This window comes from Frigoribacterium sp. PhB116, assembly GCF_004364285.1.
Taxonomy (GTDB): Bacteria; Actinomycetota; Actinomycetes; order Actinomycetales; family Microbacteriaceae; genus Frigoribacterium.
Genome location: NZ_SOBE01000003.1, coordinates 240,577 through 260,180, shown reverse-complemented (window position 1 = coordinate 260,180; position 19,604 = coordinate 240,577). Strand labels below are relative to the sequence as shown.

Annotated in this window: 20 protein-coding genes; 11 read left to right on the top strand and 9 right to left on the bottom strand. The window is 74.3% G+C overall.

Annotation, left to right across the window (positions count from 1 at the left end; genetic code table 11):
• Positions 1-61 precede the first annotated feature (61 nt).
• Positions 62-1,180: a glycoside hydrolase family 6 protein gene (locus EDF20_RS12560; RefSeq protein WP_166644820.1), complete on the bottom strand. Its 1,119-nt coding sequence runs from the start codon at positions 1,178-1,180 to the stop codon at positions 62-64.
• A gap of 399 nt (positions 1,181-1,579) precedes the next feature.
• On the opposite strand from EDF20_RS12560, the gene EDF20_RS12555 reads away from it, so the two are divergent.
• Positions 1,580-2,926: a M23 family metallopeptidase gene (locus tag EDF20_RS12555; RefSeq protein ID WP_133738886.1), complete on the top strand. Its 1,347-nt coding sequence runs from the start codon at positions 1,580-1,582 to the stop codon at positions 2,924-2,926.
• 170 nt (positions 2,927-3,096) lie between these two features.
• Here EDF20_RS12555 and EDF20_RS12550 read toward each other — a convergent pair whose 3' ends face one another.
• Entirely contained in the window at positions 3,097-4,029 is a 933-nt protein-coding gene (locus EDF20_RS12550; RefSeq protein ID WP_123548387.1) for a LysR family transcriptional regulator, read from the bottom strand.
• Positions 4,030-4,100: 71 nt separating this feature from the next.
• On the opposite strand from EDF20_RS12550, the gene EDF20_RS12545 reads away from it, so the two are divergent.
• Positions 4,101-5,063 carry an EamA family transporter gene (locus EDF20_RS12545; protein WP_123548388.1) on the top strand — a complete coding sequence of 321 codons (963 nt, stop codon included), beginning with the start codon at positions 4,101-4,103 and terminating at the stop codon, positions 5,061-5,063.
• An 11-nt stretch (positions 5,064-5,074) separates the two neighbouring features.
• Here EDF20_RS12545 and EDF20_RS12540 read toward each other — a convergent pair whose 3' ends face one another.
• Complete coding sequence (locus EDF20_RS12540; protein WP_133738885.1) at positions 5,075-5,653, bottom strand: GNAT family N-acetyltransferase; 579 nt, start codon at positions 5,651-5,653, stop codon at positions 5,075-5,077.
• A 147-nt stretch (positions 5,654-5,800) separates the two neighbouring features.
• Here EDF20_RS12540 and EDF20_RS12535 point away from each other — a divergent pair, with 147 nt between their 5' ends.
• Positions 5,801-6,454, top strand: coding sequence for a ScbR family autoregulator-binding transcription factor (locus tag EDF20_RS12535; RefSeq protein ID WP_158614684.1), 654 nt, complete (start codon positions 5,801-5,803; stop codon positions 6,452-6,454).
• Between the two features lie 118 nt (positions 6,455-6,572).
• On the opposite strand, the gene EDF20_RS12530 is transcribed toward EDF20_RS12535, so the two are convergent.
• From EDF20_RS12530 to EDF20_RS12515, 4 genes are all read right to left on the bottom strand, one after another.
• The gene (locus EDF20_RS12530; RefSeq protein ID WP_123548390.1) at positions 6,573-7,523 is read right to left on the bottom strand and encodes a hypothetical protein; all 951 of its coding nucleotides are present in this window, start codon (positions 7,521-7,523) and stop codon (positions 6,573-6,575) included.
• Positions 7,524-7,563: 40 nt separating this feature from the next.
• Entirely contained in the window at positions 7,564-8,286 is a 723-nt protein-coding gene (locus tag EDF20_RS12525) for a response regulator transcription factor (RefSeq protein WP_123548391.1), read from the bottom strand.
• Positions 8,283-9,611, bottom strand: a complete 1,329-nt coding sequence (locus EDF20_RS12520; RefSeq protein WP_166644819.1) for a histidine kinase — start codon at positions 9,609-9,611, stop codon at positions 8,283-8,285. Before EDF20_RS12520 ends, EDF20_RS12525 begins: the two co-directional genes overlap by 4 nt.
• A 262-nt stretch (positions 9,612-9,873) precedes the next feature.
• Entirely contained in the window at positions 9,874-10,494 is a 621-nt protein-coding gene (locus EDF20_RS12515; protein ID WP_123548393.1) for a superoxide dismutase, read from the bottom strand.
• Between the two features lie 142 nt (positions 10,495-10,636).
• Here EDF20_RS12515 and EDF20_RS12510 point away from each other — a divergent pair, with 142 nt between their 5' ends.
• The 4 genes from EDF20_RS12510 to EDF20_RS12495 all read left to right on the top strand — a co-directional run bounded on the left by EDF20_RS12510 (position 10,637) and on the right by EDF20_RS12495 (position 13,779).
• The gene (locus tag EDF20_RS12510) at positions 10,637-11,578 is read left to right on the top strand and encodes a hypothetical protein (RefSeq protein ID WP_133738882.1); all 942 of its coding nucleotides are present in this window, start codon (positions 10,637-10,639) and stop codon (positions 11,576-11,578) included.
• A gap of 85 nt (positions 11,579-11,663) precedes the next feature.
• Positions 11,664-12,146 (top strand): hypothetical protein, encoded by a 483-nt coding sequence (locus EDF20_RS12505; protein ID WP_123548395.1) that lies wholly within the window; start codon positions 11,664-11,666, stop codon positions 12,144-12,146.
• 80 nt (positions 12,147-12,226) lie between these two features.
• Positions 12,227-12,805, top strand: a complete 579-nt coding sequence (locus EDF20_RS12500) for a molybdopterin-dependent oxidoreductase (RefSeq protein WP_123548396.1) — start codon at positions 12,227-12,229, stop codon at positions 12,803-12,805.
• Positions 12,802-13,779 carry an oxidoreductase gene (locus EDF20_RS12495; RefSeq protein WP_233569175.1) on the top strand — a complete coding sequence of 326 codons (978 nt, stop codon included), beginning with the start codon at positions 12,802-12,804 and terminating at the stop codon, positions 13,777-13,779. Before EDF20_RS12500 ends, EDF20_RS12495 begins: the two co-directional genes overlap by 4 nt.
• On the opposite strand, the gene EDF20_RS12490 is transcribed toward EDF20_RS12495, so the two are convergent.
• Positions 13,776-14,495 (bottom strand): SDR family oxidoreductase, encoded by a 720-nt coding sequence (locus EDF20_RS12490; RefSeq protein ID WP_123548578.1) that lies wholly within the window; start codon positions 14,493-14,495, stop codon positions 13,776-13,778. The genes EDF20_RS12495 and EDF20_RS12490 overlap by 4 nt on opposite strands.
• A 152-nt stretch (positions 14,496-14,647) precedes the next feature.
• Between EDF20_RS12490 and EDF20_RS12485 the strand changes: the two genes are divergently transcribed.
• Entirely contained in the window at positions 14,648-15,046 is a 399-nt protein-coding gene (locus EDF20_RS12485; protein ID WP_123548397.1) for a MerR family transcriptional regulator, read from the top strand.
• Positions 15,047-15,093: 47 nt separating this feature from the next.
• Here EDF20_RS12485 and EDF20_RS12480 read toward each other — a convergent pair whose 3' ends face one another.
• A complete protein-coding gene (locus tag EDF20_RS12480; RefSeq protein ID WP_123548398.1) occupies positions 15,094-15,441 on the bottom strand; it encodes a hypothetical protein in 348 nt (115 codons plus the stop codon).
• 231 nt (positions 15,442-15,672) lie between these two features.
• On the opposite strand from EDF20_RS12480, the gene EDF20_RS12475 reads away from it, so the two are divergent.
• The 3 genes from EDF20_RS12475 to EDF20_RS12465 all read left to right on the top strand — a co-directional run bounded on the left by EDF20_RS12475 (position 15,673) and on the right by EDF20_RS12465 (position 19,507).
• Positions 15,673-16,131, top strand: a complete 459-nt coding sequence (locus EDF20_RS12475; RefSeq protein ID WP_123548399.1) for a DUF3817 domain-containing protein — start codon at positions 15,673-15,675, stop codon at positions 16,129-16,131.
• Positions 16,132-16,227: 96 nt separating this feature from the next.
• Positions 16,228-18,453, top strand: a complete 2,226-nt coding sequence (locus EDF20_RS12470) for a heavy metal translocating P-type ATPase (RefSeq protein ID WP_133738881.1) — start codon at positions 16,228-16,230, stop codon at positions 18,451-18,453.
• Between the two features lie 190 nt (positions 18,454-18,643).
• Entirely contained in the window at positions 18,644-19,507 is an 864-nt protein-coding gene (locus EDF20_RS12465; RefSeq protein ID WP_133738880.1) for a tryptophan-rich sensory protein, read from the top strand.
• The last annotated feature ends 97 nt before the right edge of the window (positions 19,508-19,604 follow it).

Below are 19,604 nucleotides of genomic sequence, written 5' to 3'. Positions count from 1 at the left end.
CGGCTCCGGCCTGACGTTCCGGCAAGCCTCGTCGGCCAGCCGCACCGGCTCCTCGTTCGGGCTAGTCGCTCCGGCGCTCGACGAGGCCCTCGGCGAACGACGCCCACCACTCGCCGGCGGGCGGTCCGCCGTTGCAGGTGCCGTCGCTGATGCCCGGCGTCTTCACCCACAGGAACGCGTCGAGGCCCTTGCTGCCGCCGGTGACGTGCGGGTCCTGGCCGAGGCCGGCTCCCTCGGGGTTGCACCAGGTGCCGCGCCACCCCTGGCCGTTCCGCGAGACGTCGATGACGTAGCGGCTGTCGTCGGTGAGCTCGCTGACCCGCTCGGCGTAGGCGCGCTCGTCGTCGACCGGGTAGAAGCTCGCGACGTTCGTGTAGAAGCCGCGGGCGCGCTCGATCCCGGCCTGCTCGAGGCGCTCGGCCATCTCCCGAGCGGGCACCCAGTTCGAGTTGCCGCCGTCGAGGTAGGCGGGCACCCCCGCGTCGGAGAACGCGGTCACCGACTCCCGGATCAGGGGGAGCCTCTCCTCGGCGAGGTCGGGGCAGCGCGTGAGCATGCCCAGCGAGTCGGGCTCGACGATCACGACCGCGCGGTGGCCGCGCAGCGTGTCGGCGACGAGCTGGTTCCAGGCGGGGTAGTCGTCGGCCGCGAGGCCTCCCGCGGAGTAGTTGCCGCAGTCGCGGTCGGGGATCGCGTACGTGACGAAGACGGGCGTCGCGTCCTGGATCTCGGCCGCCACGAGGTAGTCGGTGATCTCGTCCACGAGCGCGGCGTCGTCGTGGCCGTCGCCGAGCCAGAGGGCGACGGGGCGCTCGGCGATCAGCTCGGCGGCCCGGGCGGCGTCGGCGTCGCCGTCGGCCGTGAGGCGGTCCGCGGCCCGGGCGGCGAGGGAGTTCGGCTCGACCGCCAGGCCGCCGTCGAAGACGAGGGTGTTGGGGGCGGAGCGGATCGTGTCCGGAGTGATCGCGCCGAAGGGCCGCGGGGCTGCGTCCCCGGTGGGGGCGGGCGTGCCCGTCGCCTCGTCGGACGTGTCGTCGGTCGGGCTCGGGCTCGCCGTGGCGCCCGCCGTCGGGCCTGCTGCGTCACGGTCGGCGGAGGTGCACCCGCCCACGCCGAGGGCCGCGGCCACGACGAGCGTGCCGAGGGCGGTGCGCAGGAGGTGCGGCGTCAGGTGCGGCATCGATCCCGTTCCCGGGCGCCGTGGGGGAGGGCCCCGACGATGGTGGACCTCCATGACAGCACGGCGGGCGCTCGGGCGCAGGGGGCGCTTCGGGGGACATCGGCTGTCCCCGACGCGCGGCTTGCTTCCGCAGATGCCGACCAGAGGAGCTGCAATGACGGGAAATGCCGTTGTCCTGAGGCTCGCGAGGGGCCCACGGTCGGCATCTGCGGAACCGACGGGGCGGGTGGGCTCAGTCCTGCACAGGGGCGGGATGGTCCACAGGTGTCGTGTACCGCTCACGGGGGGAGGTGCGACGAGGAGGCGGTCGGTAGGGTGGACGGACCGCCGCGCCCGAGCCGCGTGATCACGACCGGCCCACCTCCGGTCCTGCCGCCGCCACACGACGAACCGAGAACCATGCTCCGCCGCCCTGCCCCCTCGTCCGCCCCGCTCCCCGCCGTCCCCCCCTCGTTCCGCGCCGGCGCCTCCCGCGTCGCGTCGCGAGCGGCGATCGCCGCCCTGCTCGTCGTGGGCCTCGCTGCCGTCCCCGTGCTGGCCGCTCCCGCCCCGGCTCAGGCAGCCGGCCCGAGCTGGCAGCAGGTGCTCGACGCCCGCGGCTCCGAGCAGGCGAAGAAGGCGGCGCTCGCCGACATCCAGGTCGCCCTCGAGGCCGCGTCGACCCGGGCCGCCGACGCCCAGACGGCGGCCGACGAGGCCGGTGCCGCCCTGACGGAGGCGCAGCTCGCCGTCGACGAGGCCACCGGCGAGTACGAGACGGTGCAGCAGAAGGCGGCTGCCGCCCGGGCCGACGCCGACGCTGCGCAGGTCGTGGTCGGCCAGGCCGCCGCGCTGCTCGCCCGTCCGGGCAGCGGGGGGCTCACCGGAGACCTGCTGTCGTCCGGTGACGACGCCGAGACGGTGCTGCGCGGCCTGAGCATGTCGACCAAGATCGGCGAGAACCTGAGCACGCTGCGCGAGCGCGCCGTCTCGGCCGAGAACCTCGCGACCTCGCTCGCCGACCAGGCTGCGGTCGCCTTGGCCGAGCGCGACAAGCTCGCCGACGAGGCCTCCGACGCCCTCGACGCGGCGGTGGCCGCGAGCGACACCGCGCAGCGCGACGTCGCGGCCGTCGACGAGGAGAAGGCGACCCTGGCCGCACAGGCCGAGGCGCTGCAGGACGACCGGCTCACCCTCGAGCAGGCCTACGCTTCCGCCCAGGCCAAAGCGGCTGCCGAGGCCGCGGCAGCCGCTGCTGCTGCCCGTGCCGCCGCTGCCGCGCCCGCACCTCCCCGGGGAGGCGGCGGATCGCGCCCGGTCGGCCCCGGCTCGCCCGGCACGTCCGTGCCCGACCCGGGGACGGGCTGGGTCGCGGGCATCCGCTCGTACTCCTCGTACCAGGCGTACGGCTACCGGGTGCATCCCATCACCGGTGAGTACAAGCTGCACGCCGGAGCGGACTTCGGCGCCAGCTGCGGCACCCCGATCTACTCGGTCGCGGCGGGCACCGTGACCTACGCGGGCGTGGCCGGCGGCTACGGCAACCTCATCATCATCGACCACGGCAACGGCATCAGCAGCGCCTACGGGCACATGGAGCGCTCGGGCATCTACGTCGCCAACGGCCAGACGGTCGCGGCCGGCCAGAACATCGCCGGCGTCGGCACCGCCGGCGGCTCGACCGGCTGCCACCTGCACCTCGAGATCCGTCGCGGCGGCATCGCGACCGACCCGGTCGCCTTCCTCGCCACGAAGGGCGTGCGCTAGGCCCCTTCCGCGGGGCCGACCGGCGGCGTACCGTCATCGTCGACGGGCCCCCGGGCCCGCCGCGCCGGAGCCCCGTCCGGCGGCACGGCTCCCGACTCGTTTCCCGTGAGCCGGGGGCCATCCCTCGTCCCGGGCGACGCGACCCGGCCTCAGTGCGACGCGACCCGGTCTCAGGAGGCGCGACGCGCCTCCTCGGAGGCGGCCTCGGTCGCCCGCGCCTCGGCCGCGATCTCCGCGACCACCGTCTGCACGACGGGCCGTGCCGCCCGCTCCGGCCGCATCAGCGCCTCGACGTGACGGCCGGCTTGCACGCTGTCGAGCGTCGCCAGGCGGAACCGCCCCGGCGCCCGCCCGGCCGACGTGTGCCGGGGCACGAGCGCGACGCCGAGCCCCGCGGCGACCATCGCCTCGATCACGGGCAGGTGCACCGTGCGGTGCACCACCTGCGGCACGACCCCCGACTGCAGCGCCATCGAGACGAGCACACGATCGATGGGGTACCCCTCGGGCACGCCGACCCAGGGCTCGCCGATCACGTCGGCCACGGTGACGCGTTCGCGTCCGGCCAGCGGGTGGTCGAGCGGCAGGGCGACCTCGAGCGGCTCGCGCAGCAGGGGCACGACGGTGAGGTCGGGGTGCTCGACCGGCACGACGCCGTCGGAGCGGTGCCCGATCACCACGTCGACGTCGGCCGTGAGCTGTGCGAACTCGTCCTCGGAGACGTCGCGGTCGCTGATCTCGAGCTCGATCCCTGTGTGCTCGTGCATCCGCACGAGCAGGCCGGGCAGCAGCAGCTCCGCCGCGGAGGGGAACAGCGCCAGCCGCACCACGCCGACCCGGCCGCCGCGGTGCGCCTCGAGGGCCGCCTCCGCCTCGGCGACCGCCGTCGAGACCGCCACGGAGGCGCGTGCCAGCACCAGCCCCGCGTCGGTCAGCTGCACCCCGCGTCCCGACCGTCGCACGAGCTCGACCCCGAGCTGGCGCTGCAGCGTCCGCAGCTGCTGCGACACCGCGCTCGGCGACCGGTGCACGGCCGCGGCGACCGCGGTGACGCTTCCGCGGTCCGCGAGCTCGCGGAGCAGGTCGAGGTGCTGGATCTCCATGAAGGGACGCTACATCGTCGATGACGAGACCTGCGCTGGTCCTGCATCCGCACCTCCGGCAAGGTGGTCCCATGAGCCCCCGCGACCGCCTCCTCGCCCTCGTCGTCGTGGTGTGCTGGGGCGTCAACTTCCCGATGACGGCGCTGGCGCTCGACCACTTCCCGCCGATCTTCCTCGTGGCGCTGCGGTTCGCGCTGCTCGCGGTGCCGACCCTGCTGTTCGTGCCACGGCCGGCGATCCCGTGGTCGCGGCTGCTGATGGTGGGCCTCGGGCTCGGCATCCTGCAGTTCGGGTTCCTGTACCTCGGCATGGCCGCGGGCATGCCGTCGGGCCTCGCGTCGCTCGTGCTGCAGGCGTCGGCGCCCGCCACCGTCGTGATCGCGGCGATCTGGCTGCGCGAGCGCATCACGCGGCGACAGGCGATCGGCATCGGCGTCGCCGTGCTGGCGCTCGCGGTGATCGCCGCGCACCGGTCGCAGGTCGCGGCCCTGCTGCCGGTGGTGCTCACGCTCTGCGCGGCGGTCGGCTGGGGCCTCGGCAACGTCGCGGTCCGGCGTGCGGCCGCCCCCGACCCGCTGCGCCTGACGCTGTGGATGTCTGTCGTGCCGCCCGTGCCGATGCTCGCGCTCTCGCTCGTCGTCGAGGGTCCCGAGCGCATCGGCGACAGCCTCGCGGGCGCCTTCACGGTCGCGGCCCTGCCGTCGGTGATCGGCCTGCTGTACGTGGTGCTGGTCGCGACCGTGCTCGGCTACGGGCTCTGGACCCGCCTGCTCGCGGCGTACCCGTCGAGCACCGTCGCCCCCTTCTCGATGCTGGTGCCCGTCGTCGGCGTGGCCGCATCGTGGGTCGCCTTCGACGAGGTGCCCGACCTCGTGGAGGTGTGCGCCGGGGTCGTCGTCGTCGCCGGGGTGCTGTTCGCGAGCCGCCCGCCGCTCGGGGGACGCGCTGCCTCTGCTGCTGCCGGGAGCGGGGCGGTCACATCAGGTTCCGAGCATCACGTCTCGCCGCGACGGGACGCGACGCTCGGAACGTGATGCAACGGTGGTCACTGCGCCGACTCAGCAGCAGCCACAGCGGCGGCAGCAGCAGCAGCAGCGCCGACCGGCTTGCGCATCTGCACCGCCGTCGTCTCGTAGCCGAGCGACTCGTAGAGCGCCCGGGCGGCCGTGTTGTAGCCGAACACGTTGAGGCCGAGGGTGGCGGCGCCGTGGCGGGCCGCCTCCTCCTCGGCGAGCTGCATCGCCGCACGGCCGTGGCCGGCGCCGCGGTGCTGCTCGTCGATCTCGACGTCCCACACCCACCACGCGTCGCTGCCCCCGGCGAACGGCCCGATCCAGAGGACGCCCACGACGGTGCCGCGGCCGTCACTGCCGCCGTCCTCGCCGTCTCCGACTCCGGTTCCTTCGCCGTCGGTGCCGGACGCCGTCACCACCACGTCGTGCACGAGGTGCCCCGGCGCGGGGCGGCCCCCGGGGAAGTTCCGCTCGAACGAGGCGCGCGCCGCCTCCGCCGCGATCTCGGCCGCTTCGCCCGACGCGAGCCGCGACCGCTCGTACTCGGCCTGCGAGCAGGCGATCCAGGGGCCGAGCCGGTCGTCGGGCATGAGGCGGAGCACGGTCGTCATGCCCCGACGGTACCGCCCGGGGGCCCTACCCTGGGGTCAGCCTCGTCACGGCTGCCGACGCCGGCGCCCGCCGACCACGGGCGCGCGACCCGCAGCGCGCACGTGACGAGCAACACGCACACGACGAGCAGAGGGCAGGAGGCGACCGTGGCGCAGCAGCGCAGGGCCCGCGAGACGCGGGCGGCCATCTTGCAGGGCGCCTCCTCGGTGTTCCTCGCCCGGGGCTACGCCGAGACGTCGCTCGACCAGGTGACGGACGCGGCCGGGGTCACCAAGGGTGCCCTCTACTTCCACTTCCGCTCGAAGGCCGACCTGGCCGGGGCGGTCGTCGCCGAGCAGCAGCGCCTGTCGCGGGCGTGGACCGAGCTCGCGATCGCGGGTGCGCCGTCTGCGGCCGGTGCGCTGATGCTGGCGTGCGCCTCCTTCGCGACGCAGCTCTCGACCGAGCCGATGGTCGCGGCCGGCCTGCGGCTGTCGACCGAGTCGATCGGCGAGGTGCCGAGCCGGGCGCCCGCGGCGCTCGCCTGGGTCGACGAGACCGCGGGGCACGTGTCGCGCGCGGTCTCGGAGGGGACGTTCCGCGACGACCTCGACGTCGACCGTGCGGCGCGCTTCGTCGTCGGCGCCTTCAGCGGGGTGCAGACCTTCTCGGCCCTCAGCACCGGCCACGCGGACGTCTTCGAGCGGCTGCAGGACATGATGCGCTTCGTGCTGCCGTCGTTCCTGTCGCCGCGGTCCGCCGGCCTCGCCGACGAGCTCGCCGAGCTGATCAGGCCGACGGACCGTCCCCCGATCGACTGACCAGCGTCAGCCGACCGGCAGGCGCCCCCGCCCCGTCAGTGTTCCTCTGTACCCCATCATGCATACTCCGCGACCTGTTTCGTAACCCCCCGTCGGAGGGCCGAGCCCTCCTCGCCTCCTACAGGCCCCTCGGCCGCTCGGGCCCGAGCCGCTCGATCGTGCGGTCGACGAGCTGCTGCGCCGCGACGAGGGGGCCCGTGTCGATCTGGGCGAGGCGCTCGCCGTAGTCGTGCGGCACAGTCAGCTGCTGCTGCCACTCGGCCTCGTAGAGCGCGTCGAGGTAGCCCGAGGCGGCACGGCAGGCGGCGTCGGTCTCGGCGAGGTCGCGCTCCTCGTCGCCGACGGCGGTCGCGGGGTCGTACGAGGTGAAGGTCTGGGCCATCCGCGTGGTGGGCATGTCCGCCGGGTCGTCCGGCAGGTCGTCGGCCCAGGGCCCGGCGCCCACGCCCTGGTCGATCATGCAGGCGTGCCACGCGTCGGCAGCCCGGCGCACGGAGGCGTCCTGCCGGGCCTCGAGGAACGCCGCGTTGCTCAGCCGGATGGCGACGTCGCCCACCGAGCCGGTGGTCGACGACGCGGAGGCGCCCGTCAACAGCTCGGGATGCTGGCGGTAGGCGCGCTCGAGGCAGGTCGCGCGGTCGGCCGCCTCGTCGGGCGAGGTCTCCCGGTACTCGAAGGCCCGCCAGGCGTCGGCACCGGCGTCGACGGTGGGAGGCACGTGGTAGCCGCGCTCGCGGGCGGCGGCGAGGTCGAAGGCGCGGAGCGGCTGGCGCTCGGTGGCGTTCGTGGCCGCGTCGACGTCGCGCCAGGGCACGACCGCGTCGTCGTGGCCGGCGTCGACCATGCAGTCCTGGATGAGCAGCTCGGTCGCGTAGTTGAGGCGGACGACGCCGACCCCGACGTACTGGTCGAGGGGCATCGTCCACGACGCCTGGTCCTTCTCGGGCAGGTCGGGCAGGGTCCAGGCGGCGTTGGCGGGGATGCCGACGGCCACGACCCCGGCGACGAGCGCGGCCACCGCGACGACGGTGACCCGCTTCGCGACGCGCTCCCGGCCGCCGGCCCTCACCGGCCGGCCCCTCACCGGCCCGCCCCTCGGCGACCGGCCCTCACCGGCGCGGCCTCGGCCCGCCGTCGGAGGCGGGCACGAGGCCGTTCTCGTAGGCGAAGACGACGATCTGCACGCGGTTGCGCATGCCGAGCTTCTGCAGCACCGAGCGGACGTGGCTCTTCACCGTCGCCTCGCTCAGGTACGCCTCGCCCGCGATCTCGATGTTGCTGAGCCCCCGGGCGACGAGGGTGAACATCTCGCGTTCGCGCGGCGACAGCGGCTCGAGCGGGTCGACGCGGGGAGCCGGGGTCGTCGGCACGGCGAACTCGTGCACGACGTCGAGCGCGGCCGCGGCGGTCGGCACGGGGTCGCCCGCCCACGCCGCGCGGATCGTCGTGAGCACCTCGTCGGGCGTCGCGTCCTTCGTGAGGAACGCGTAGGCCCCGGCCTTGAGGGCCCCGAACACGGCCTCGTCGCGCTGGATGGTCGTCAGCGCGACCACCCGGGGCAGGTCGTCGGGCGAGACGCCCTCGAGGATTCGGGCCGTCGCCTCCAGCCCGTTCATCACGGGCATGCGGAGGTCCATCAGCACCACGTCGGGGTGCTCGCGCTCGACCAGCGCCAGCGCCTCGCGCCCGTCGACGGCGGTGCCGACGCAGCGCAGGTCCGGCTGCGCCTCGATCAGCATCCGCAGGCCGGAGGCGAAGAGCGGCTGGTCGTCGACGACGGCGACGGTGATGACGGCCGGGCTGGCGGTGCCGGCGGCGGGCGAGTCGGTCATGAGGAGCTTCTCTCGGTGGGGGCAGAGGCAGAGGCAGATGCAGGTGCAGGTGCAGGTGCGGAGGAGGCGTCGGGCGCGACGACCGAGGAGGCGCCGGTCGTCGGCACGAACGCGGTCACCTCGAAGGCTGTCCCGTCCGCCGAGGGCTGCGCCGTGAGCCAGCCGCCCGCGAGTCGGGCACGCTCGGTCATGCCGCGGACGCCGGCGCCGCGGTCGGCCCCGGTGCGGGCCGCGACGAGCGGGGCTCCGCGGCCCCGCGACGTGACCTGCAGCGTGAGCCCGCGGCCGCGCCAGTCGAGCTGCACCGCGACGCGGCTCGAGGTGCCCGCGTGCTTCAGCGCGTTCGTCAGGCTCTCCTGCACGATGCGGTAGACGGCGAGCTCCTGCGAGGGGGCGAGGGCGCCGACCGGCCCCTGGGGCCCGGGGGCTCCCTCGGTCGTGACGTCCACCTCCATCCCGACCTCGCGCATCGCGACGACGAGGGCGTCGACGTCGGCGAGCGTCTCGCGCGGAGCGGTGACGTCGTCGTCCTGCGTGATGCGCTCGACGAGGCGCCGCACGTCGAGCAGGGCCGTGCGGCCGACCTCGGCGATGGTGCGCAGCGACTCCTCGGCGACCTCGGGGCGGGTCGCCTGCAGGGCGAGCCCGCCCTGGGCCTGCGAGACCACGACCGCGAGGGAGTGCGCCAGAGCGTCGTGCACGTCGCGGGAGATCCGCGCCCTGTCCTGGGCGAGCCGCAGCTCGAGGTCGGTCGCCTCGAACCGTGTCTCGGTCGCCTCCAGGGCCTGCCGGATCACGAGCACCCGGCGGATGCTCGCGAACGCGACCCCGATCGCCCACGCACCGGCGAAGACGCCGAACAAGGCCGCGGTGAGCAGCGAGAACTCGATGCGGAGCCCCGTCGTGCCGGCGCCGACCCAGGTGCTCCAGCTCTGCGGCCGCGTCAGGGTCGGCACGGCCAGCAGCCACGCGGCGAGGCCGGCGGCGACGCCGGCGACGAGCAGCGCGGCGAGACGGAGCCAGGGCGACGGCTTCACCGCCACGAAGGCCATCACCAGGGCGATGGCGACGTAGGCCGTCCAGGTGTCCTGCGACGGGGCCTCGGCGAGCCCGAGCAGCTGCAGCACCGGGACGACCACGACGAGCGCGAGCGACGTGGTCGGGATCCACCAGGCGAGGGCGATCGCGATCGCGAAGAGGCCGAAGACCACCGTGTTGTCGGCGACGCCGCCGCGGCCCCACGAGCTGGCGACCCAGAAGACGAAGTAGACGAGGGCGGCGGCCGGCGCGACGACGTGCCGCCCCCACCGCCTCGCGTCCGCCATGTGCGCCAGGTTAGGTGCAGGGCCGCGTGCGGCGCGCCTCCTGCCCCGGGTTTTCATCCCGAGGTCGGACGCGTCGTCGCCTCTCCTCATTCAGGAAGATCGGTCCTGATCCTCGCGAGGAGGGGACGCATCGTCCTGAGTCGTGCACGGTTCAGGAGCCCGAGGCGACGACTTCCTGAATCACGAAGATCGAGGACAGGAACACGAAGGAGGCGCGGTGCAGGAGATCCCGCACCGCGCCTCCTCGGAGGACAGGCTGCTGCTAGAAGGTCAGCAGGCCCTGCGTCTTGCTGGTCGCGGCCGCGTAGCGCTGGCCGACGTTGTCCCAGTTCACGATGTTCCAGAAGGCCTTGACGTAGTCGGCGCGCACGTTCTGGTAGTCGAGGTAGTAAGCGTGCTCCCAGACGTCGAGCATCAGCAGCGGGACGAGGCCGAACGGCACGTTGCCCTGCTGGTCGAAGAGCTGGAAGACGCTGAGGCGCTGACCGATCACGTCGTAGGCGAGCACCGACCAGCCGGAGCCCTGCACGCCGAGCGCGGTGGCGGTGAAGTGGGCCTTGAACTTCTCGAGGTCGCCGAAGTCGCGGCCGATGGCCTCGAGCAGGTCGCCGGTGGGCTCGCCGGTCTCGGGGGTCAGGTTCGTCCAGAAGATCGAGTGGTTGACGTGGCCGCCGAGGTTGAACGCGAGGTCCTTCTCGAGCTTGTTCACGTTCGCCAGGTCGCCGGTCTCGCGGGCCTCGGCGAGGGCGGCGTTGGCCGTGTTCGCGCCGGTGACGTAGGTGTTGTGGTGCTTGGAGTGGTGCAGCTCCATGATCGTCGCGCTGATGTGCGGCGCGAGGGCGCTGTAGTCGTAGGGGAGATCGGGGAGGGTGTACTCAGCCATGTGGGAGTCCTTTCGCAGTTGACCTCCGTCCACCGTACGACTCCCGTGGGGTGCTGTGTCGAGCAACTCCCAGCAGGGACGCAGCCTCGTGGGCCGGTGTCCGGCCGAGCATGCAGAGTCTGCAACGATCTGGACCGTGCACATGCCGATCACCCGAGTCGAGGTCTTCGAGGCCGCCCGTCGACGGCAGCTGCCGATCAACGTGCCCCTCGACCCGTGGCGTCGGGCCCTGCGGCGTGAGCTCGGCACGCAGCGGTTCGCGCGGTGGTTCACCCTCGCGATGTTCGGCGTGCTGCCCGTCGTGCTGTCCGTGGGGATCCTGGTGACGACGCCCTCGCCGTCGCGTGCGCTCGGGGACCTCGTCCCGCTCGTGCTGTTCTGGTCGATCGCCGCCGTCGTCGTCCGCCTGACGGGTCGGCGTCGCCGGGGCATGCGGGCCCTGCTGTCCGTGCTCGACCACCCGCCCGTCGAGAGGCCGCGCGACGAGGGACGCCTGACGGACCAGGAGCGGCACCTGATCCGCAGCCTGCCCGAGCCGATCGCCGCCGCCGACTTCCTCTTCTGGTTCGGCGCCCGCGACGGACGCGACCTCGGGCTCGAGCTGCTGCACGAGGTCGTGCTGTCGCGGGCCGAGGACGACCTGTGGGCCGCGCTGCGGGTCTGCGTCGTCTTCGGGCTCGACGGCGACCACGTGCCGCTGCTCGCCGAGCTCTGGGACGGCGACTGGCACGAGGAGCACCTCGACGTCGTCGCGGCGCTGGGCGAGACGGGGGCGGCCTCGGCGGTGGCGGTGCTGCTCGGCGTCGTCGACGACGTCCCGCGGCACCTCGAGGGGCCGGACGCCTGGCGCGTGCCCGTCGCCGTGGTCGACGCGCTGGGCATGCTCGACGTCCAGGGCGACGGCGACCTCGACGGCGGTGCCGACGTCGGCGACGCGCGCGAGCTGGCGCTCGCCGAGCTGACGGGGCACGTCGACCGCGTCGTCGCCGGGTACGCCTGGGTCCGCCTGGTCGACCTGCACCCCGACTGGTGGCAGCAGATGGTCGACGAGGGCTCCGAGGCCGACCAGGCCACCACCTCCTGAGGCTCGCCTGCTCCTGGGCTCGCCTCGACCGCGGCCGGGCACGGAGGAGGCGCGCGGTCGTGGACGGCCCTGGCACCATGGCTGAATGGCCGAGACGACACCCCACCGACGACCTGCCGCCGCCCGCATCGCCCTCGTGGCGGTCGCGGCGACCTTCCTCCTGGGCGCCTGCGCGCAGGCCGGGCCGGGCGGCGCACCCGACGCGGGGGCGGCGCCGACCGGGTCGTCGACCCCGTCGGGGCCGGCGGACGACGGCGACGGCGACGGCACGGACGACGGCGCCGCCGAGGGCGGCCCCTCGGTGGCCTGGCTCGACGAGGGGACGTCGTTCTCCCTGACCCTCTTCGGCAGCTCGACCTGCCCGCCTGCCGTCGAGTCGGTCGAGGCGGCCGGTGCCGACGCCGTGACCGTGCGGCTCGCGCCTGCCGACCCGGGCATGTGCACGATGGACTACGTGCCGGCCGTGTCCGAGCACGAGCTCCCCGCCGGCGTGGACGGTCGTCCCGTCACGGTCGACGTCGTCCCCGCGGAGGAGGGCGCCGAGCCCGTCTCCCTCGAGCTGCCGTAGGGCCTGAGCCGCCGACCGTTCGGCCCGACCAGGTGTCGGTCGGGACGGCTAGCCTGGCGTCGACCACGAGGAGGCGCACCATGGCAGGTTTCACGGGCTTCGGCCGACGTCGCGAGGCCGACCCGCGCCTCCCGCCGGGGCAGCACCTCGAGAAGGGGTTCCCGGTGCTGTCGGCCGGCCCGACCCCGAACATCAAGCGGTGGGAGCTGCAGCTCGGCACCGAGCAGGGCAGCCGCTCGCTCAGCTGGGCCGACTTCCAGGCGCTGCCGCACGAGCAGATCGAGACCGACATCCACTGCGTCACGAGCTGGTCGAAGCTCGGCACGCACTGGTCGGGCGTCTCGCTCGACACCCTCTTCGACGGCCTCGACACCACGCACGAGTTCGCGATGACGACGAGCTACGGCGGCTACACGACGAACCTGCCCCTGAGCGAGCTGCTGGGCGGCAAGGCCTGGGTCGTCGACACCTACGAGGGCGAGCCCCTGGGGTCCGAGCACGGCGGCCCGGCCCGGCTCTTCGTGCCCGGCCTCTACTTCTGGAAGAGCGCGAAGTGGGTGCAGGGCATCCAGACGATGGCCTCCGACCGCCGCGGCTTCTGGGAGAGCATGGGCTACCACGCGCTCGGCGACCCCTGGCGCGAACAGCGCTACGCGTGAGCTCGTCGGACGACGGCGCGCCTGCCTCCTCGTCGGCGTCGCTGCCCGCTGACCCCTTCAGGTGGATGCCGGCGACGATCGTCGCCGCGGCAGGGCAGACGCCGACCGGGCGCTCGATCGTGCTCGAGGTGCCGGGGCTGCGACCGGCCCGGGCTGGTCAGCACGTCGACGTCCGCCTCACCGCGGACGACGGCTACCAGGCCGTCCGCTCGTACTCGTTGTCGGACGTCACGCTGTCGGACGTCTCGCCGTCGGACGACTCGTCGTCGGACGTGCGGGCGAGCGCAGGAGGCGCGGGCCGGGCACCGCAGATCGAGCTCACCGTCGAGGAGCTCCCCGACGGCGAGGTCTCGCCGTACCTCGTCTCGGCGGCCGAGGTCGGCGACCCCGTCGAGGTGCGCGGCCCGATCGGCGGCTGGTTCGTCTGGCCGCCGACCGAGTTCGACCCCGACTCGGCGGTGCACGCCGTGCTGCCCGAGCCGGACGGGGCTCCGGCACCGGGCCGGTCGCCGGTGCAGCTGATCGGGGGAGGGTCGGGCATCGCCCCGCTCGTCGCGATGGTGCGTGCCAGGGCCGCGGGGGCTGGTGCTGCTGACGCTGACGCTGCTGCGGCCGGTGCGGCCGGTGCGGCCGGTGCGGCCGGCTCGGCCGGGCCGCCGCCGATGCGGCTGCTCTGCTCCGTCCGGACGCCGGCCGACCGCTGGTTCGGCGACGAGCTGGCGGCGCTCGCCGAGGAGTCGGCGGGCGAGGTGCAGGTCGACTGGGTCTTCACGCGGGAGGCTCCTGCAGGGGCGACCCGCGCCTCCGGCAGGCTCACCCGTGACGAGCTGCTCGACCTCGTGCTGCCGGCGTCCGTGCACCCGCTCGTCTACGTCTGCGGCACGAACTCGTTCGTCGAGACCGTCGCAGGCTGGCTGGTCGACGCCGGCCACGACCCGACCCGCGTCCGTACGGAGCGCTTCGGCGGCGTCTAGCCGAGCAGCTCGCGCATCTTCGCGTAGAACTCGGCGGGGTCGCCGGCGAGCGACGCCTTCACCATCGCGCTCCAGTCGTCGACGACGACCTCGATCGCACCGGCGGCGAGGCCGTCGAACGAGCTGCGGGGCACGTCGCGCGGGTCGATCTTCGGTCCGTCGTAGTTCGCCGTGATGTCGGTGTCCGCGGCCCCGAGCATCACGCCCTGGACGAGCGTCCCCTGGGCGGCGAGCTCGAGCCGGACGGCGTTGGTCATGTTCCACTCGGCGGCCTTGGCGGCGGCGTAGGCCCCGCTGCCGGGAGCGGCGAACCACGAGAGAGCGGAGAGGACGTTGACGATCGCACCGCCCCCGTTGGCCGCGAGCACGGGGGCGAACTCGCGGATCACGTCGAGGGTGCCCCAGTAGTGCGTGTCCATCTCGCGGCGGGCGTCGACGAGGTCGCCGGTGATCAGCGACGCGCCGGTCGCGATGCCGGCGTTGTCGACGAGCACGGTCACGTCGTGGGCCGCGACGGCGGCGGCCACCACGGAGTCGTGGTCGGTGAGGTCGAGCTGCAGCGGCACGACCCGAGGGTCGGCGAAGTCGAGGGTCTCGGTCCGGCGCGCCGTCGCCCAGACCTTGGCGGCGCCGCGCTCGAGCGCCTCGAGGACGAACTGGCGGCCGATGCCGCGGTTGGCCCCGGTCACGAGGACGGTCTGGCCGGTGATGTCGATGTTCATGCGTGGTGTCTTCCTGGTCGTGGACGGTCGGCCGGGCAGTCTCGGCTGGCCCGGCGTCGGCTACGCTAGGACTTCACGTTGACGTCAAGGGCAAGTCCGACACGCGGACCAGGCCGAGACGCCTTCCAAGAAGAACAGGGGCATGGATGCGCATCGGCGAGGTGGCAGAGCGAGCGGGCGTCAGCACGCGCGCGCTGCGGTACTACGAAGAGCAGGGCCTGCTCGAGTCCGACCGCACGAGCAGCGGCCAGCGCAGCTACGCGGAGGCGGCGGTCGAGCGGGTGCAGCTGATCCAGCAGTTCTTCACGGCGGGGCTCCCGAGCCGCACGATCCTGCAGCTGCTGCCCTGCGTCGACTCCGGCACGAGCTCGCCCGAGGTCTTCGCCGTGCTCGAGGCGGAGCGTCGGCGCATCACCGCGGCGATGGCCGACCTCTCGGCCGCGCGCGACGCCCTCGACCGCATGGTCGAGATCGCGCGGCACCCGACGCCCGAGCACTGCCCGGCCCTGCGCGAGCCCGCCGAGCCTGCCCGCGACGCGGCCTGACCTGCCCGCCTGGCCCGCCCGTCGCGATGGAGGAGGCGCGGGCCGGGTCAGGCGCGCGGGTCGCCCTCGTCGAGCCACGACGGCCGCGAGGGCCGCGGGTGCCGGAGCGTCTGCACGACGCCGACCAGGCAGACGACGAACACGACCGCGACCAGCACCAGGAACACGATGCCGAACGGCGTGGGCGCCTCGCCGCGGCCGAGCGAGACGGCGGCCGTGACCAGGTGCAGGAACAGCGGGAACGCGAGCACGCCCCAGAGGAACGGCGACCCGCGGAAGGTCGGCCACTGCAGGCGCAGCCTGCCTCGCGACCGACCGTCGGCGGCGGGGCGCGTCGCACCGGGGCGCTCGTGTCGGTCGTGCGGGCGGTGCTGCTCGGCGTCGCGGTCGCTCATGGAGTCCCCTTCGTGGTCGTCGTCGATCCGTCCACCGTACGCCGCGCCTCCTTCGCCCCTCGGGTCGGGTCGAGAGGCCTCGGAGCGACGTCCGGAGGTGCTCGGAGGTCGGTCCGGGGCCTCTCGTGGTCGTGGGGACGGGCGGCGGTGCAGGCGCTGCACCGGGGGAGGCGGCGTCCAGGGCGGTGCTGCGACCATGGAGGCCCACCGACCCCCTCACCAGGAGCCGCCATGTCGCCCCGCGCCCTCTTCCGCTCGTTCGCTGTCGCCGAGGTCGTGACCTGGGCCCTGCTGATCGGCGGGATGCTGCTGAAGTACGTCGCGAAGGTGGGCGACTGGCCCGTCAGCGTCGCGGGGCCGATCCACGGGTTCGTGTTCCTCGCCTACCTGGTCGCGGGGGTCGTCGTCGCCGTGAACCAGCGCTGGTCGCCGGGGGTGACCGTGCTCGCCCTCGCGAGCGCCGTCGTGCCGTTCGCCTCGCTGCCCGTCGAGCGCTGGATCGACCGCCGCAGCGGGCTCGACGGCGACTGGCGGCGTGAGGCGACCGGCGACCCGCGCGACCGCCGGCCGCTCGACCGCCTCCTCCGCTGGGTGCTCGGGCACCTCGCGCTCGCGGTCGTGCTGCTGCTCGCGGCCGTCGTGGTCGTCTTCGTCCTGCTGCTGATCGTCGGCCCGCCCGTCGGCGGCTGATCCGTCGAGGGGGCTGACAGAGAGGGGGCTGACGGTCGAGGAGGCGGTCGTCCCGAGTCCTGGACGTCGCGCACGATACCCCCCTAGGGTATGGGGATGAGCGCTGCGCACGACCACCACGCCCCCGGCGACGACGAGCAGGTCGGCACCGACCACTCGGGACTCGCGACGGCCGACCACGGCCAGGAGGCCGCGGGCGTCGACGCGGGGCACGACCCGCACGCCGGCCACGACGCGCACGCCGGGCAGGACGCGCACGCCGGCCACCACGGCCACGGAGGCCACGGAGGCCACGGCGACCACGCCGCGCAGTTCCGCGACAAGTTCTGGGTCAGCCTCGTCGTCGCCGTGCCGGTGGTCGCCTTCAGCTCGATGTTCGCCGGGCTGCTCGGCTACGACGTCCCGTCGTTCCCCGGCTCCGAGTGGATCTCGCCGGTGCTCGGCACGTTCCTCTTCGCGTGGGGCGGCTGGCCGTTCCTCAGCGGAGGCGTCGCGGAGGCACGGGCGAAGCAGCCGGGGATGATGCTCCTCATCGCGATGGCCATCACCGTCGCGTTCGTCGCGAGCTGGGCGACGACGCTCGGCATCGGCGGCCTCGACCTCGACTTCTGGTGGGAGCTCGCGCTCCTCGTCGTCATCATGCTGCTCGGGCACTGGATCGAGATGCGGGCCCTGGGCGCCGCCTCCGGTGCCCTCGACGCCCTCGCCGCGCTGCTGCCCGACACGGCCGACCGTGTCGACGGCACCTCCGGCACGGACTCGGGCGACGGCACCGGCCCCGGCACCGGCTCCGGCGCGACGACCGAGGTGGCGCTCGCCGACCTCGTCGCGGGCGACGTCGTGCTCGTGCGCTCGGGCGCCCGTGTGCCCGCCGACGGCGTCGTGGTCGACGGCTCCGCCGAGATGGACGAGTCGATGATCACGGGCGAGTCCCGGACCGTCGCGCGCGGCGAGGGCGACCGCGTCGTCGCGGGCACCGTCGCGACCGACGGCGCCCTGAGGGTCCGGGTCACCGCGGTCGGCGACGAGACGGCCCTCGCGGGCATCCGGCGGCTCGTCGCCGAGGCCCAGGCCTCGTCGTCGCGCGCCCAGGCGCTCGCCGACCGCGCCGCCGCCCTGCTCTTCTGGTTCGCCTCGGGTGCCGGGGTGGTCACCTTCGTCGTGTGGCTCCTCCTCGGCGACCTCGACCAGGCGATCACGCGCACCGTGACCGTGCTCGTCATCGCCTGCCCGCACGCCCTCGGGCTCGCGATCCCGTTGGTGATCGCGATCTCGACCGAGCGCGCCGCCCGGGCGGGCGTCCTCGTCAAGGACCGCCTCGCCCTCGAGCGCATGCGCACGGTCGACACCGTGCTGTTCGACAAGACCGGCACCCTCACGAAGGGCGAGCCCGGCGTGACGGACGTGGCCACCGCCTCCTCGTCCGGGGGGCTGACGGGCGACGAGGCCCTGCGCCTCGCCGCGGCCGCCGAGCGCGACAGCGAGCACCCGGTCGCCCGCGCGCTGGTGCGTGCCGCGGCGGCTGAGGCTGCGGCTGCCCCGCAGGAGGCGCGGGTCGAGTCGTTCCGCTCGCTGACCGGCAGCGGCGTCTCGGCCCGCGTCGACGGGGTCGACGTCGCGGTCGGAGGTCCCGGGCTGCTCCGCGACCTGGCGCTCGAGGCGCCCGCCGACCTCGCGGCCGCGACGGAGCCGTGGCGCGGTGACGGCGCGGCTGTGCTGTGGCTCGTGCGCTCGGGCGGCGTCGTGGCGGCCTTCGCGCTGCGCGACGAGGTCCGGCCCGAGTCGGCCGAGGCGGTGCGCCGGCTGCACGACGCCGGGGTCCGCGTCGCGATGGTGACGGGTGACGCGCGGCAGGTCGCAGACTCGGTCGCGCGCGAGCTCGGCATCGACGAGGTCTTCGCGGAGGTGCGCCCGGACGAGAAGGACGCCCGCGTCGCCGAGCTGCAGCAGCGCGGCCAGCGCGTGGCGATGGTGGGCGACGGCGTCAACGACGCTCCCGCGCTGGCTCGGGCCGACGTGGGGATCGCGATCGGCGCGGGCACCGACGTCGCGGTCGAGTCGGCGGGCGTCGTGCTCGCCTCGAGCGATCCGCGTGCCGTGCTCTCGGTGATCTCGTTGTCGCGGGTCGGCTACCGCAAGATGATCCAGAACCTGGTCTGGGGCGCCGGCTACAACGTGCTCTCGGTGCCGCTGGCCGCGGGCGTGCTCGCGCCGGTCGGCTTCGTGCTGTCGCCGGCCGCCGGAGCGGTGCTCATGAGCCTGTCGACGGTCATCGTGGCGCTGAACGCGCAGCTCCTCCGCCGCTGGCGCCCCGCCGCCTGAGCGCAGGCCCGCACATGCCGACCGTCGGGGCTCTTGTAGTGGGAGATCCCCGTTTTGTCGGGCGATCTGCGCACTCACGGTCGGCATTTGCGGAGAAGAGCCTGTCGAAGGGGCGGGCGCGGGAGGCGCGGGCTGGGAGATCGCTGATGATTCAGTTGCTAAGAGATCGGGCGGGGATAGCGTCGGCGGCATGAGCACAGCAGCGAGCCGTCCCGCCTCCGCCACCGCACCTCCTGCGTCCGCCGACGTCGTCCGTCAGGTCGTCGTCGTCGTGGGCGCCGTGCTCGCGATCGTCCTGGCCGCGGTCGGCTCGGGGGCCTTCGGCGGCACCTCGGTGTCGGGAGCCTCGGGCGGCGCGCTCAGCGCCGACGCGACGCCGATCGCCCCGGCGACGACGGCCTTCTCGATCTGGTCGGTCATCTACGCCGGCCTCGTCGCCTACGCCGTCTACCAGGCGCTGCCCGGCCAGCGGGCCGTCGACCGGCACCGTCGCCTCGGCTACTGGGTCGCCGCCTCCATGTTGCTCAACGCGGGCTGGCTGTTCGCCGCCGTGCAGCTCGGCCAGGTCTGGCTCAGCGTCGTCGTGATCGTCGCGCTGCTCGCCGTCCTGGTCCGGATCTTCCTGCTCGTCGTCCACACGCCCACCCGCAGCCGGGTCGACGCGATCGTCACCGACGGGACGATGGGCCTCTACCTTGGCTGGGTGTCGGTCGCGACGGCCGCCAACGTCGCCGCGGCCCTCGTCGAGTCCGGCTTCGACGGGTTCGGGCTGCCGAGCGGGCTCTGGTCGACGGTCGTCCTCGCGGTCGCCGGGCTCTCGGGCGTCGCGGTCGCCGTCGTCGGACGGGGGCGGATCGCCCCGATGCTCTCGCTGGTCTGGGGCCTGGCGTGGGTCGCCGTCGGTCGGTTCTCGGGGCAGCCCCTCGACACCGCCGCGGGGGTCACCGCGCTGGTCGCCGCCGCCGTCGTGCTGGTCGTCGTGCTCGTGCTGCGGGTGCGCGCCGAGCGGAGCGGCTCGGCCCGCGCCCGCGGGGAGGCGACGCGCGCCTCCTAGAGGCCCTGTCCCTCCGCCAGGACGACGAACCGACGTGGTCTCCCACGTCGGTTCGTCGTTCTCGCGTCGCCTGAGCCTCGCTCTGCGCGGCTCAGCG

Coding starts and splice junctions, on each gene's coding strand:
- EDF20_RS12525 (WP_123548391.1), bottom strand. CDS start 8,286: ATGACCGACTCGCCCGCCGCCGGCACCGCCAGCCCGGCCGTCATCACC.
- EDF20_RS12560 (WP_166644820.1), bottom strand. CDS start 1,180: ATGCCGCACCTGACGCCGCACCTCCTGCGCACCGCCCTCGGCACGCTC.
- EDF20_RS12550 (WP_123548387.1), bottom strand. CDS start 4,029: ATGGAGATCCAGCACCTCGACCTGCTCCGCGAGCTCGCGGACCGCGGA.
- EDF20_RS12470 (WP_133738881.1), top strand. CDS start 16,228: ATGAGCGCTGCGCACGACCACCACGCCCCCGGCGACGACGAGCAGGTC.
- EDF20_RS12545 (WP_123548388.1), top strand. CDS start 4,101: ATGAGCCCCCGCGACCGCCTCCTCGCCCTCGTCGTCGTGGTGTGCTGG.
- EDF20_RS12515 (WP_123548393.1), bottom strand. CDS start 10,494: ATGGCTGAGTACACCCTCCCCGATCTCCCCTACGACTACAGCGCCCTC.
- EDF20_RS12475 (WP_123548399.1), top strand. CDS start 15,673: ATGTCGCCCCGCGCCCTCTTCCGCTCGTTCGCTGTCGCCGAGGTCGTG.
- EDF20_RS12540 (WP_133738885.1), bottom strand. CDS start 5,653: ATGACGACCGTGCTCCGCCTCATGCCCGACGACCGGCTCGGCCCCTGG.
- EDF20_RS12555 (WP_133738886.1), top strand. CDS start 1,580: ATGCTCCGCCGCCCTGCCCCCTCGTCCGCCCCGCTCCCCGCCGTCCCC.
- EDF20_RS12510 (WP_133738882.1), top strand. CDS start 10,637: ATGCCGATCACCCGAGTCGAGGTCTTCGAGGCCGCCCGTCGACGGCAG.
- EDF20_RS12500 (WP_123548396.1), top strand. CDS start 12,227: ATGGCAGGTTTCACGGGCTTCGGCCGACGTCGCGAGGCCGACCCGCGC.
- EDF20_RS12465 (WP_133738880.1), top strand. CDS start 18,644: ATGAGCACAGCAGCGAGCCGTCCCGCCTCCGCCACCGCACCTCCTGCG.
- EDF20_RS12505 (WP_123548395.1), top strand. CDS start 11,664: ATGGCCGAGACGACACCCCACCGACGACCTGCCGCCGCCCGCATCGCC.
- EDF20_RS12520 (WP_166644819.1), bottom strand. CDS start 9,611: ATGGCGGACGCGAGGCGGTGGGGGCGGCACGTCGTCGCGCCGGCCGCC.
- EDF20_RS12485 (WP_123548397.1), top strand. CDS start 14,648: ATGCGCATCGGCGAGGTGGCAGAGCGAGCGGGCGTCAGCACGCGCGCG.
- EDF20_RS12480 (WP_123548398.1), bottom strand. CDS start 15,441: ATGAGCGACCGCGACGCCGAGCAGCACCGCCCGCACGACCGACACGAG.